We start from the raw sequence: 13125 nt of genomic DNA on the forward strand, positions 1-13125 counted from the left end.
TGAGTCGCGGTGGGCCTTTTCTGACCAAGACTTTAATTGTTCAATTTGTGATTCAACAAGTTCAATCTTCCGCTGCTGAATATGATATGCATGCTGCTGGTGTTCGAATCTTTTTTGTTTTTCGAGCAGATAATGACTATAGTTTCCATTGTAAAAATGCAGTTTACTATTGGCTATTTCGAATATTTGGTTAACAGATTGATCCAGAAAGTGGCGATCATGAGAGATGACCAAGACTGGTCCATTAAAGTTTGCTGATTCGGAAACCAGCCAGTTTATTCCATTAAAATCTAGATGGTTAGTTGGTTCATCCAGGATTAAAAAATCAGGTTTCGAAGCCCAGATATGTGACAATGCAAGTTTCAGTTTTTCTCCACCGCTTAAATGCATCAGGCGTTCTCCGTTCCAATCATAAGCCTTATTAAGACCTAACTCCTTTGTGAATTGGTATAAGTCTTCTTCATTATTTGAGTGATGTCGGCTGAATTCACTTACCTCAAAATCAATAGACTGTGATAAATACCCTATTTTAATGTGATCGGACTTCTCAATGGTTCCTTTATCAGGACGAAGTTTGCCGAGCAGGAGTTTGGCCAGGGTTGTTTTACCGGAGCCATTACCTCCTACCAGCCCAATCCGATCTCCACTTTTTATATCGAATTGGATATTTTCAAGTATCTTTTTTAGTTGGAAACTTTTATATAACCCACTTACTCTTAGAACGACTTTTTGATTTGTAAACAATAAAAAAACTCCCTTCATATGAACCTGAAAGAGAGTGTTATGTCATATAATCATTCATACCTATGAAAATTCAAATACAAATAAACCTAAAACAGGTTCCTTTGCAGTAATCAGGTATAAACGTTCAGGACATAAAAAAGGACACACTCATCCTATTCTTCAGGTTCAACATTTTCGTAAATTTCGAATAATGTACTGAAAAATAAGATTAAAATTTCATTGGCCCTTTGTTCATTCCTTTACGTTTGATAGTTCTATTTTATTTAATAAAATGTATTTTTGTCAAACATTTCTTATAAAAAACACCATGCCTTTTAAGACATGGTGTTTTTACATCAATTAAGCTTCTTGTAATTTTTCACGAAGAACCATTTGCAGGATTCCGCCGTGACGGTAGTAATCAATTTCCACTTCAGAGTCAAAACGTACAAGAACTTCAAATTCTTTCTTGTTGCCAGCTTCATCAGTAGCTGTAACGTTTACAAGGTCACGTGGTTTTACATTTTCATCTACTTGGACTTCGAATGTTTCTTTACCAGTTAAACCAAGTGTTTCAGCGCTGTCGCCGTCTTTGAATTGAAGAGGAAGCACGCCCATTAACACGAGGTTTGAACGGTGGATACGTTCAAAGCTTTCTGCAAGAACTGTTTTAATACCAAGAAGGTTTGTACCTTTAGCAGCCCAGTCACGTGAAGAGCCCATTCCGTAATCTTTACCAGCAAGAACCATTAGACCAGTTCCGTCTGCTTTGTACTTCATGCAAGCATCATAGATAGATGTAACTTCGCCAGTTGGCCAGTAAGTAGTGAATCCGCCTTCTGTACCTGGTGCGATTTGGTTACGGATCCGGATGTTTGCAAACGTTCCGCGCATCATCACTTCATGGTTACCACGGCGGGAACCATAAGAGTTAAAGTCGCGAGGCTGTACGCCTTTTTCTAATAAATACTTACCAGCTGGAGTATTTTTACCGATTGCTCCTGCAGGTGAGATATGGTCAGTTGTAACAGAGTCACCAAACTTACCAACAATACGAAGACCTGTTAAAGGTTCTACAGTACCTGGTTCAGGTGATAAGCCTTCAAAGAATGGCGGGTTAGCAATATATGTGGAATCTTCATCCCAAGCATATAAAGGTTCATTGCTAGTTTTGATTTGGTTCCAGCGCTCGTTGTCGCCAAATACATTATCGTATTCTCTGCGGAATAATTCTGGTGTAACGGTGCGTTTTACGACATCATTTACTTCTGCTGTTGATGGCCAGATATCCTTGAAGAATACATCGTTGCCATCTTTATCTTTACCGATTGCTTCAGTAGCAAAGTCGATGTTTACAGTACCGGCAAGGGCGTAAGCAACAACTAATGGTGGTGAAGCAAGATAGTTAGCTTTTACAAGCGGGTGAATTCGTCCTTCGAAGTTACGGTTACCTGAAAGAACCGATGTAACTAAAAGATCGTTTTCCGCAATGGTTTTTTCAATTTCTTCTTTTAATGGACCGGAGTTACCGATACAGGTTGTACAACCGTACCCTACAAGGTTAAAACCGATTTGCTCTAGGTATGGCAGTAAACCAGAGTCACGCAGGTAACCAGTTACAACTTTAGAACCTGGTGCTAAAGAAGTTTTAACGAATTTAGGAACTTCCATTCCAAGTTCGACAGCTTTTTTCGCAACTAGGCCTGCACCAACTAGAACATAAGGGTTAGATGTATTTGTACAGCTTGTAATAGAAGCGATTGCTACTGCACCAGTTTTGATCGCAGTTTCATCGCCATTAGTAAACTTAGCCACTGCAGACTTTTCAAGTTCATCTGCCTGTAAGCCGAAGCCTTGATTGCCTTGTGGAGCAGAAACTGCTTTCACGAATTCTTCTTTCATTTTTGAAAGAGGAATTAAGTCTTGTGGACGTTTTGGTCCAGAAAGGTTAGCTTCAATTTCTGCCAAATCAATTTCGATAACATCTGTATAAACAGGTTCGAATGATGGATCGAAGAATAAACCGTTCACTTTGCAATACTCTTCTACTACTTTTACTTGCTCTTCGTCACGGCCTGTTAAACGTAAGTACGCTAGTGATTCATCGTCGATTGCGAAGAATCCGCAAGTTGCACCGTATTCAGGAGCCATGTTTGCAATGGTAGCACGATCTGCTAGTGGTAATGAAGATACCCCAGGTCCAAAATATTCAACGAATTTGCCTACCACACCATGTTTACGAAGTACTTGTGTAACTTTTAAAGCAAGGTCAGTAGCTGTAGCACCATTTGGAAGTTCGCCAATTAATTTAACGCCGACAACCTCTGGTACAGGGAAGTATGAAGGCTGACCAAGCATTCCTGCTTCTGCTTCGATACCGCCAACGCCCCAGCCAAGTACGCCAAGACCGTTAACCATTGTGGTATGAGAGTCTGTTCCTACTAATGAATCAGGATATGCCTCTAGTTCGCCATCAACTTCAGCCACATGGACGACATCTGCTAAGTATTCAAGGTTTACTTGGTGTACAATCCCTGTTGCAGGCGGCACTGCACGATAGTTGTTAAATGACTTTTGTGCCCAGTTTAAGAACTGGTAACGTTCAGCATTACGTTCAAATTCATAATCCATATTGATTTTTAATGAATCAGAAGCCCCGTAAGCATCAACCTGTACAGAGTGGTCAATAACAAGATCGACTGTCTTTTCAGGATTAATCTTGTCTGGGTCTCCACCAAGATCAGCCATTGCTTTTCTCAAGGAAGCAAGGTCAACAACTACTGGAACACCAGTAAAGTCCTGAAGAATAACACGAGTTGGTTTAAATGGAACGTCCACTTCTTTTAACTCTGCTGTTCCCCATTTTGCTAAGTTTTCAACATGCTCTTTTGCGATTACGCGGCCATCATATTGGCGAAGTACAGATTCAAGTAAAACTTTTACGGAGTAAGGCAATTTTGATACATTGCCGATACCTGCTTCTTCCAAAGCGCCTAAACGGTAATAGTGATAACGTTTACCGTTAGCCTCGAAGGAAGAACGGGCGTTGAATACATCGTTTTTAACCATGTGTAATTCCCCCTGTTCGATTCATTCCTAAATTAACGAAAAGTCTTGAAAGTTTGAATTTTCCCATTCATTTTCACTTTTCTCACAATTCTTATCTTAATACAACCTATAATATAAGTAAATAACAAGAAAGTTATTGTGATTGATAAGTTTTTCTTATTGTTTTTTTATGTACTTTGTTCAGAATATTTTGTAAATCTCAACTATACACAAGTGAATTTAGAATTTTAGGAAAATACCCTTTCGCTAATATTATCGCAAAAAACTTTTATTTTGTCATTATTTAAGTTGAAGAGGAAATATTAATTTACAGGAGGTGATTGGAGTGGTCAAACGAAAGTCTAATCATGTAATTCCAGGGATGAATGCAGCAAAAGGACAAGGAAAAGGGGCAGGTTTCAATGAGGAATTTGCCAGCGAGCCAGAATTAACGGCAAAAGAGAGAATGAACAACAAAAAACGTAAAAAGAATCAGTAACCCAAAGAAGTAAAGCAGGAGGATCTCCCTCCTGCTTTTTTAGTCCTCCTGATTAACTTCGGACACCATGGTTTGCAGGTCTTGCTGGAAACGTTCTAATTGTGCTCTCTGATGTTCTGAAGCAACCTCTAGCGCATTTTCAATTTGCTGATAAGCTTCATTTACCTCATCCTTTAAATGCTTCAGCTGATGACCGTAGCTGGCGCTGTCACTAACAATCGTTTCATATAGTCCTTGGGCATTTTCGTATCCTTGCTGTGCTGCTTGGAAAGCTTGCTGTTTATCTTTATTATAAGGATATTTTTGCATTTTTAATCCACTCCTTCATTTTATATACCGTTAAATTGCACAGAAAAATACAATTTATTCAGCATAAAAACACTTATTGACTGCATCCTAACAGTAGGAGGGATGAAATATGGTAAACAAAAATGATGGTAAAGATATGCGTAAAAATGCAACAAAACAATCAGGACAGCCGGAACCCATGAGTGGTTCTAAGAAAGTTAAAAATCGTAACCATTCTCGTAATAACCATAATGCAGAACATGATATGTAATTAAAAGCGGAAGCGCCCTTTTTATATACATGGGCGCTTCCGTTTTATAACTTACTAAGGACCGATATTTACCAATGCATGAATCAGTAGTTCTTCTTCTTCCATGGAAACGGTTCTTAAATCAATAATGGAAACGTCTTTTTGTATGCGGGCAACAATCGCAGGTTTCGTTTCCAAACGTAATTTTCTGCCGACCTGCTCAGCTGTTAATGAATTATGCTTTAGGGCAATAACCATGGTAGGCAGTAAAACATCCGGCATCGTTCCCCCGCCCACTTGACTTGAGTCTTGAAATATAGTGGCTTGAAAATGACTCGATTTTTGTAATAATTTTGTAACGAATAATTGTGCTCTTTCGTCTAATTGATGAATAGAAACTAATAAATCACGAATTGTTGGGATATTTTTCATGGCGGTTTCTCCTCGGACATAGTCAAGGAGGGTTCCCTCCAATGCTGCCAAAGTCATCTTATCGACCCGGACTACTCTTGCTAATTGATGTTTCTTCAATTGGTCTATAATAACCTTACTTCCGGCAATGATCCCGGCCTGCGGTCCGCCAAGGAGCTTATCCCCACTAAAGGTAACAACATCCGCCCCCATATCGATGACCTCTTTAACGACTGGTTCTTCACCAATACCATGCTTTCTAAAGTCATACAGTGCGCCGCTGCCAAGATCCTCATAGAAGATTACATTCTCTTGCTTTTTGGTTAACTGTACGAGTTCGTCGGTTTCAACCGATTTTGTAAATCCAACCACTTTAAAATTACTGGTATGGACCTTCATGATAATAGCTGTATCTGGTGACAATGCATTTTCATAGTCGTACAAATGTGTTTTATTTGTCGTACCAATTTCTTTCAGGATGGCGCCGCTTTCCTCCATGATGGATGAGATACGAAAGGACCCGCCAATTTCAACAAGCTGTCCTCGGGAAACAATGACCTCTTTGTGTTTAGCCAATGCCCGTAAGACAAGATAAACAGCCGACGCGTTATTATTGACGACCATCGCTGCTTCAGCGCCTGTAATTTCTCTGATGAGTGATTCCACATGACTATGGCGTGAGCCCCGTTCTCCTTCCTTCAACCTATATTCTAGATTGGAGTAATTTCTGGCCGTTTCCACAACATGTGTAATCGCATTTTCACTAAGCCTGGCCCTTCCAAGGTTTGTATGTAAAATAGTACCGGTTGCATTGATGACATTTTCTATTGTATAGGAATACTGCTTATGTATATTTTTTTCAAGGGTTTGAAACAACTCTGCAATAAATTTATTTGATCCAGGAATGGCGCCATGCCATTTCCCTTTTAATATCGAATCCCTGATTTGATCGAGTACATCTTTTAAATGTTTTGTAAGCTGTGAATGATCAAGTTGATTTTCGAGATAGAGTTTGGAAAAACTCTCATGGTTTTGAAGCTCATGGATGGCTGGCAGTGAACGTAACCATTCTTTCACAATAAAAACTCCTTCTTTAACCTGCTGCGGGCTGCTTGATTTTCCGTGTGGTATAACGGCTATTTAGCCAACTGACTTTGACTTTTCGCAGCTCGTCCAATTGCAAAATTTCTTTTCCTATTATATCATAACCATTTCACATTTTAAGGCCTTATAGAATAAAATGAACGAGCAAGGGGGATATAAAATGAAGAAAAAACATCCACAAAATCATGCCTTTGATTTTGCCTTAGTGGAAAAGTGGCTGGAAAACTTTTTTTTGGATCCGCTCACCTCTTATTACGACCAAACCCAATTTCAAATTGACCTGTTCGAGACTGATCAAGAGTGGACTGTTGAAGCGATCTTAAGTGACTTTGAGGCATCAGAAATAAAAGTATATATAGAAGATAAAAAATTAACGATCTCGGCAGTGAAACACCCCCCTTACCTTTCTCATCTAAAACGGTCACGTACAATTGAGTTTCCATTTTATATCAAAGAACAGGATATATCAGCTGCTTTTTCAAATGGTATATTAGAGATTTTTATCTCTAAAACCAATAAAGGGCCAGGGAAAAATAGATATATTACTTTACCATAGATACAGGTAAGGTGAATTTTTTCTCGTCCAGTTAACATAATGTAATTATGGTTATTAAATTAAGGCCCTTTTTTAGGGCCTCTTGTCATTTGGTCTTTATGATTTCGATCATTTCTTCTGTATCTGGGAATACGCCTGTTTCAAGCTTAGAATAAATCTTCTCTCCATTAACGGTCACTTCGAACGCACCGCCTGAACTAGGAATCAGTTCTAATTTTTGTATGTCCCTATAAAAATGGTTAAATAGCTCTTCCGCGAAACTCGCGGCTTTTGGTGCGTAGTTTCATTGCATACAAAATTCGACAACAACATGATAGTTTTTCACATAATCACCTCTCTATTTTGGTTTCCTATATCTAGATAGTAGAAATATTTTACAGTATCCACTCTACCATCTGCAAATGTTCTGCATGATTGGTGCGGATTTACACGGAAAGAGGTATACTATGAAAATGGAGGTGGACATGTTGAGTGAACAAGAGAAGATTCGCCTAACCTCTTTTTCGACAAAAGCTGGTTGAGGCTGCAAAATTGGTCCTGAGGACCTGGCGCAAGTTTTGCGTCAATTACCAAAACAAGAACCTGTCCCTGAATTAATTGTGGGGCTTGATACATCAGATGATGCTGGCGTTTATAAATTAACGGACTCCATTGCTCTCATACAAACAGTTGACTACTTTACGCCGATTGTCGACGACCCTTATATGTTTGGCCAAATTACGGCTGCAAATGCGTTAAGTGATGTCTATGCTATGGGCGGTCAGCCAAAAACGGTTATGAATATTGTCGGTTTTCCAATTAAAAAGCTTGGAGCTGAAATGCTATCTGATATCCTGCGTGGTGCGGCAGATAAAGTAAAAGAAGCCGGTGCGATTACGGTTGGCGGGCACTCGATAGATGATCAAGAACCCAAGTTTGGTTTATCTGTAACGGGTATCGTTCACCCTGATAAGGTATGGAAAAATGTCGGCGCCGAACCTGGTGATGTTCTAGTGTTAACTAAACCAATTGGCGTTGGAATCTTAACCACTGGTATTAAGAGGAGTGCCGTAACTCTAGAGCAAGAGCAGTTGGTTACAGAAACGATGGCCATGCTCAATAAGACGGCCGCTGAGGTCTTAATGAATTTTCAGCCACACTCTGTAACAGATGTTACCGGATTTGGACTACTAGGACATGGAAGTGAAATGGCACGCGGCAGTAATGTGAGCTTTGAAGTTTACTGGAGTCAGGTGCCGTTATTAGAAGGTGCGGTTGAGTTAGCAAAAAATGGTGTTGTTCCTGGAGGTTCTAAGTCCAATCATAAATGGATCAGTGATGATACAGTTTATGAGGATATTTCTGCTGAGGAGCAGCTCGTCCTTTGTGATGCAATTACATCTGGAGGCTTGCTGGTTTCCATGGGTGAAGAAGAAGCGAGAAGTTATGTGGACAAACTGCATGCAAACGGCGTTATCCAAGCGGCTATCGTTGGCCGTGTCATAGAGAAACAAGAGAAACTTATTTATGTAAAAAGATAAACAGCGAAGCTGCTCAGGCTCGCTGTTTCTTTTTTTGCGGATTCAGTTTCCTGTTTTTTGGAAAAATAGCCATAAAATCTTGAAAATGAGCCTATCATTCATAAAAATCAGCAAATCACAGGTGAAAATGGGCCATACCCGGCTAAAAATCAGCCATCAGATCAAAAAATGAGCCAAATACGATAACACAATCAAAAACCTGGGCCATTTTGGCTCAGGTTTCAATAATTTACAACTTCTCCCGCAGCTTTTCAATCATATCCTGTGTCATTCGGTCCAGATCATACTGAAATTTAAAGTTCCACTCTTCCTTAGCTGCACTAGCATCAATCGAATTTGGCCAACTGTCAGCTATGCTTTGACGAGCGGGATCAACGGTATAGGCAATCTCAAACCCAGGAATATACTTAGAGATACTAGCTGCAATATCCTCCGGTGCAACACTCATGGCTGTAATATTAAAGGAATTACGATGTTTAAGTTTCGATGGATCTGCCTCCATTAAATCAATAATAGCGTTCAACGCATCCGGCATGTACATCATATCCATATACGTACCTATATTAATATAAGAAGTATATTTTCCAGTTTTAACAGCTTCATAATAAATTTCAACAGCATAATCTGTAGTTCCTCCACCTGGAAGCGCAACATGTGAGATTAGGCCGGGAAAACGCAATCCGCGTGTATCAAGGCCAAATTTATGATAATAGTAATCGGCAAGCAATTCCCCAGCAACCTTATTAACTCCATACATGGTAGTAGGGCGCATAATGGTATCCTGTGGGGTATGATGTTTAGGTGTTGAAGGGCCAAACGCACCAATGGAGCTAGGGGTAAAGAATTGGGCATTCATCTCCCTCGCCGTTTCAAGAGCGTTCATTAATCCGCCCATATTCAAATTCCAGGCAAATACTGGTTTTGTCTCAGCTGTTGCGGAAAGAAGTGCAGCTAAATGCATAACCGTGTCAATTTTGTACTTTTTTGCCGTTTCCATCATTTTGTCTAAATCGGTAACATCTAGTAATTCAAAGGGACCACTTTGGGCAGTTTCACTAGTATTCTTCTTGATATCTGTGGCAATCACATTATCTGCACCATAGATCTCCCTTAATTTTAAGGTTAATTCTGATCCAATCTGTCCTAATGCGCCTGTGATTAAAATACGCTTCATTGTTTCTCCGTCCTCTTCACTTATGCTGAATAATTTCTCTATTTATTTATGGATACGTTATTTAAGTGTGTGAAGTGTCTAGAAAGCTGTTTATATGACGCCCATTTCATTACCGACTTTTTCATAAATGGCAATGGCCTGATCGAGCATTTCCTTCGTATGGGCTGCCGTTGGCATGTTCCGGACGCGTCCAGTCCCCTTTGGAACGGTTGGGAACACTATTGCCTTAGCATAAACGCCCTCTTCATATAAACGGTTGCTGAATTTCTGTGTAAGTGTTTCGTCACCAATCATGCATGGTGTAATGGGTGTCTCACTATTGCCAATATTAAAACCAATTTCTTTTAAGCCCTTCTTTAGGTAATGGCCGTTTTCCCATAGCTTTTTGTTCAGTTCAGTGCTTTCCATTAAAATTTCAATCGACCGTTTACTTGCAGCAACATCTGCAGGTGTTAAGGATGTGGAGAATAGGAACGGACGGCTGCGAACCTTCAACCAGTCGATCAGGTTTTTCTTTCCTGCTACATACCCTCCGACAACGCCGATTGCTTTTGATAAGGTCCCAATTTGAAAATCAATTTTATCTGAAAGCCCAAAATGCTTAACCGTTCCTGCTCCTTCTCCCAGGACACCGGATCCGTGAGCATCATCTACGTACGTAATTAAATCAAACTCCTCAGCAACCTTAACAATCTCAGGTAAAAGGGCAATATCACCGTCCATCGAGAACACACCGTCTGTTATCACCATGATTTTGTTGTATTGACCGGATTCCTTTGCTTCCTTAGCTCTAGTGTGTAAATCTTTCATATCGGAGTGCTTGAATCGGATAATTTTCGCCTTCGAAAGCCGGCATCCATCAATGATCGAGGCGTGGTTTAGCTCATCAGAGAGGATGGCATCGTTGGCATCCATGACGGCAGAAATAGCAGCCATATTACAATTGAAGCCTGATTGATAAGCTATTGCTGCTTCTGTATGTTTAAACGCAGCCAATGCTTCCTCTAATTCGACATGCAGCTTAAGGGTTCCATTGATAGTACGAACAGCCCCTGCACCCACACCATATTTCTCAATAGCATTTATAGCAGCATCTTTAAGTCGCTCATCCGTTGCTAAACCTAAATAATTATTAGAAGACAGATTAATGAGTTCCTTACCGCTTATGGTAATGACGGGTCCATTTGGACTTTCAAGTGGATCGATGACATTATACAAACCTTTTCCCTTTAACTCCTCAAGATTTTCATTTAAAAAGCCCTCTAACATTTGGCTGGACACAAAAAATTCCCCCTTTGGCTTAATTAGTGATTTTGAAAACACAAAAAACATTTGTCTTTTTGGAGTGTACATAGGTAAGCGTTTTAAATACTTATAAATAAGGTTTTACGAAATCTATTTTATCATATTATTGGTGGTTTGTTCACTACCAATGGACATTTAGTTTTAATACTATTAATGTAACTTAGATTTTTTTCTTCTATATCTTATTCATGGAACCAAACTAAACATTTCTTAATTCCATAATTTTCGTTATAATTCACTTTGTACGTTTTACACTTGCTTTTTAGAAAGGATGTCTATCATGGCAGTCATTACTTCCGCCCTGTATTACATTGTCATTGGTGCAGTGTTTATTTATTTTTTTATTTTTATCTATGATGTCTTTTACGGTGAAAAACCGGAAAAACAAATAAAAAAGATTCATAAACATTTCAGTAAAGAGACCATTCAAAAAATCGATCGGTTGGAGCATGAACCGCGTAAATATACGCTGTATCAAGTCACTACAGAAAATGGCAAAAAAAAGGTGAAATTAAAACCGGGCTATAAAGTGGTCAATATTGTGGCGAAAAAGGAAAATAAAAGGAAACAGAAAAAAGGAACCGTTTAATAATTCGGTTCCTCAGGCTGTCGAAAACTCTCGATAGCCTTTTAGTTTATTCGCTTCCTTTGCTGGTTTACCGCGTTAATTTGTTAAAATAATATTAGTATAGGCTTTGGAACAAGTCTGTCGATTGGCGCTCCAGTCACTTCGCTTTCCGCGGGGCCGGGGAGCCTCCTCGGCGCCGAAGCGCCTGTGGGGTCTCCCCAGCCCCGTTCTCCCGCAGGAGTCTTCGTGCCTTCCGCGCCAATCAACAGAGTGTCTTTCAATATTGTACTAGGATCTATAACTCTTCTATTAGTTCACACCCACACTTGTTAATTTTCCAGCAAAGCTATTAATTTTTTGAAGTGCTTCTTTGTATTCGTGTTCTAATTGATGAATGATGTCTGCAGCGGATTCAATCCTGTCAATTGCACCTACTCCATGGCCGGCTGACCAGATATCCTTCCAGGCCTTGGCATTGGTTTCCTTTTGCATATTATCAAAGTTAACTTGATGTTTCTTTACTAATTGTTCAGGATCTAGTCCTGCTTTTTTTATACTTGGGATCAACATGTTTGCTTTCACCCCAGAAAAGGCATCCGTTAGAATCAGATCTTCCTGAGTAGCTTCCACAAGCATTCTCCGATAATCCTCGTTAGCCATACTTTCCGTCGCGACGATAAATCGTGTACCCATGTAGGAAAGGTCGGCACCAGCAGCTTGAGCAGCTAAGATACTTTTACCAGTTGAAATGGCTCCAGCTAGAATGATAATGCCATCCCAAAATGAACGTACCATGTCAACAAATGCAAAGCTATTAATTTGTCCGGCATGACCGCCGGCGCCGCTTGCTACGAGGATAAGACCATCGACACCTGCATCCGCTGCCTTTTTGGCGAATTTTAAATCGCTTACATCAGAAAAAACAAGTCCGCCGTATTCATGGACAATCTCTACTACATGTTTCGGACTTCCTAAAGAAGTAATCACTAGCTGCGGCTTATGTTTCTTAATTAAGGCAAGTTCATCCTGCAGGCGGCTATAAGAACTGTGTACCACCATATTCATGGCCCATGGAGCAATCTTTCGATTCGGGTCTTCGGCTCTTGCCTCGGCAAGCTCTGCATTTAATTGTCCCATCCACTGATCTAACACCTCGATTGGTCTTGCGTTGGGTGCAGGGAATGAGCCAATCACCCCGTTTAAACAGCATGTTTTCACGAGTTCGGTTCCTGACACCAAAAACATCGGTGCAGAAATGACCGGTAAGCGCAGTTGGTTCCACCAGCTTTCAGGTATTGTTTTTTGCAAAATAAACCCCTCCTCAATTTGGAATATTCTGACTAAAATATCTGTAATTTTATAGTACTCGAAACTGAATGAGTATTCAATCTTTGTTTTTTGAACGGTAATATCTAAGTGAAAGTGCTTTCTAAGACGAATGATAGCCTTTTTTTTTTGCCTATTGTTCGTTTTTTGCTAAAAAAGTGATTGATTTCCCCTTTTTGCATGTTATAATGTGATTACATAAAAGATAAGTTTCGCTCATATAATCGCGGGGATATGGCCCGCAAGTTTCTACCAGATTGCCGTTAACAATCTGACTATGAGTGGGTAATGTGTTTAGCCTATTGTGCTTATTTCTACTATTTTGATAGAAATTAGAGCCCAATGGTCATTGC

The 13125-nt window shown here is 39.9% G+C and carries 13 protein-coding genes and 1 riboswitch; of the genes, 5 read left to right on the forward strand and 8 right to left on the reverse strand.

The window, feature by feature from the left end; all coding sequences use genetic code 11:
- Window positions 1–744: ATP-binding cassette domain-containing protein (locus V7266_RS19400; protein WP_335470068.1), on the reverse strand; the 744-nt coding region annotated here is incomplete at its 3' end.
- 339 nt (window positions 745–1083) lie between these two features.
- The gene (gene acnA / locus V7266_RS19405) at window positions 1084–3792 is read right to left on the reverse strand and encodes an aconitate hydratase AcnA (RefSeq protein WP_335470071.1); all 2709 of its coding nucleotides are present in this window, start codon (window positions 3790–3792) and stop codon (window positions 1084–1086) included.
- A 325-nt stretch (window positions 3793–4117) separates the two neighbouring features.
- Between acnA and sspO the strand changes: the two genes are divergently transcribed.
- Complete coding sequence (sspO, locus tag V7266_RS19410; RefSeq protein ID WP_098532148.1) at window positions 4118–4270, forward strand: small acid-soluble spore protein O; 153 nt, start codon at window positions 4118–4120, stop codon at window positions 4268–4270.
- Between the two features lie 39 nt (window positions 4271–4309).
- Here sspO and V7266_RS19415 read toward each other — a convergent pair whose 3' ends face one another.
- Entirely contained in the window at window positions 4310–4579 is a 270-nt protein-coding gene (locus V7266_RS19415; RefSeq protein WP_335470074.1) for a hypothetical protein, read from the reverse strand.
- Between the two features lie 109 nt (window positions 4580–4688).
- On the opposite strand from V7266_RS19415, the gene V7266_RS19420 reads away from it, so the two are divergent.
- Entirely contained in the window at window positions 4689–4829 is a 141-nt protein-coding gene (locus V7266_RS19420; RefSeq protein WP_335470076.1) for a small acid-soluble spore protein P, read from the forward strand.
- Between the two features lie 54 nt (window positions 4830–4883).
- Here V7266_RS19420 and selA read toward each other — a convergent pair whose 3' ends face one another.
- Window positions 4884–6296 carry an L-seryl-tRNA(Sec) selenium transferase gene (gene selA / locus V7266_RS19425; protein ID WP_335470078.1) on the reverse strand — a complete coding sequence of 471 codons (1413 nt, stop codon included), beginning with the start codon at window positions 6294–6296 and terminating at the stop codon, window positions 4884–4886.
- Window positions 6297–6483: 187 nt separating this feature from the next.
- Here selA and V7266_RS19430 point away from each other — a divergent pair, with 187 nt between their 5' ends.
- Window positions 6484–6879: an Hsp20/alpha crystallin family protein gene (locus tag V7266_RS19430; RefSeq protein ID WP_335470080.1), complete on the forward strand. Its 396-nt coding sequence runs from the start codon at window positions 6484–6486 to the stop codon at window positions 6877–6879.
- An 85-nt stretch (window positions 6880–6964) separates the two neighbouring features.
- Here the strand turns inward: V7266_RS19430 and V7266_RS30785 are convergent, their stop codons facing one another.
- Window positions 6965–7171: an Rdx family protein gene (locus tag V7266_RS30785; protein WP_342042262.1), complete on the reverse strand. Its 207-nt coding sequence runs from the start codon at window positions 7169–7171 to the stop codon at window positions 6965–6967.
- 172 nt (window positions 7172–7343) lie between these two features.
- Between V7266_RS30785 and selD the strand changes: the two genes are divergently transcribed.
- The gene (selD, locus tag V7266_RS19435; RefSeq protein ID WP_420491459.1) at window positions 7344–8399 is read left to right on the forward strand and encodes a selenide, water dikinase SelD; all 1056 of its coding nucleotides are present in this window, start codon (window positions 7344–7346) and stop codon (window positions 8397–8399) included.
- 229 nt (window positions 8400–8628) lie between these two features.
- Here selD and V7266_RS19440 read toward each other — a convergent pair whose 3' ends face one another.
- Complete coding sequence (locus V7266_RS19440; protein WP_335470082.1) at window positions 8629–9573, reverse strand: L-threonine 3-dehydrogenase; 945 nt, start codon at window positions 9571–9573, stop codon at window positions 8629–8631.
- 90 nt (window positions 9574–9663) lie between these two features.
- Window positions 9664–10854: a glycine C-acetyltransferase gene (locus tag V7266_RS19445; protein WP_335470084.1), complete on the reverse strand. Its 1191-nt coding sequence runs from the start codon at window positions 10852–10854 to the stop codon at window positions 9664–9666.
- A gap of 304 nt (window positions 10855–11158) precedes the next feature.
- Here V7266_RS19445 and V7266_RS19450 point away from each other — a divergent pair, with 304 nt between their 5' ends.
- Window positions 11159–11467 carry a hypothetical protein gene (locus V7266_RS19450; RefSeq protein ID WP_335470087.1) on the forward strand — a complete coding sequence of 103 codons (309 nt, stop codon included), beginning with the start codon at window positions 11159–11161 and terminating at the stop codon, window positions 11465–11467.
- A gap of 288 nt (window positions 11468–11755) precedes the next feature.
- On the opposite strand, the gene V7266_RS19455 is transcribed toward V7266_RS19450, so the two are convergent.
- A complete protein-coding gene (locus tag V7266_RS19455) occupies window positions 11756–12754 on the reverse strand; it encodes an NAD(P)H-dependent flavin oxidoreductase (protein WP_335470090.1) in 999 nt (332 codons plus the stop codon).
- Between the two features lie 214 nt (window positions 12755–12968).
- A riboswitch (purine riboswitch) is annotated at window positions 12969–13070 on the forward strand.
- The last annotated feature ends 55 nt before the right edge of the window (window positions 13071–13125 follow it).

It is taken from the genome of Neobacillus drentensis (assembly GCF_036965645.1).
GTDB lineage: Bacteria > Bacillota > Bacilli > Bacillales > Cytobacillaceae > Neobacillus > Neobacillus drentensis_D.

What these genes read in the sequence shown, in the direction of transcription:
- acnA (WP_335470071.1), bottom strand. Translation starts at nt 3,792, where the DNA reads ATGGTTAAAAACGATGTATTCAACGCCCGTTCTTCCTTCGAGGCTAAC.
- V7266_RS19415 (WP_335470074.1), bottom strand. Translation starts at nt 4,579, where the DNA reads ATGCAAAAATATCCTTATAATAAAGATAAACAGCAAGCTTTCCAAGCA.
- V7266_RS19420 (WP_335470076.1), top strand. Translation starts at nt 4,689, where the DNA reads ATGGTAAACAAAAATGATGGTAAAGATATGCGTAAAAATGCAACAAAA.
- V7266_RS19430 (WP_335470080.1), top strand. Translation starts at nt 6,484, where the DNA reads ATGAAGAAAAAACATCCACAAAATCATGCCTTTGATTTTGCCTTAGTG.
- V7266_RS19440 (WP_335470082.1), bottom strand. Translation starts at nt 9,573, where the DNA reads ATGAAGCGTATTTTAATCACAGGCGCATTAGGACAGATTGGATCAGAA.
- V7266_RS19450 (WP_335470087.1), top strand. Translation starts at nt 11,159, where the DNA reads ATGGCAGTCATTACTTCCGCCCTGTATTACATTGTCATTGGTGCAGTG.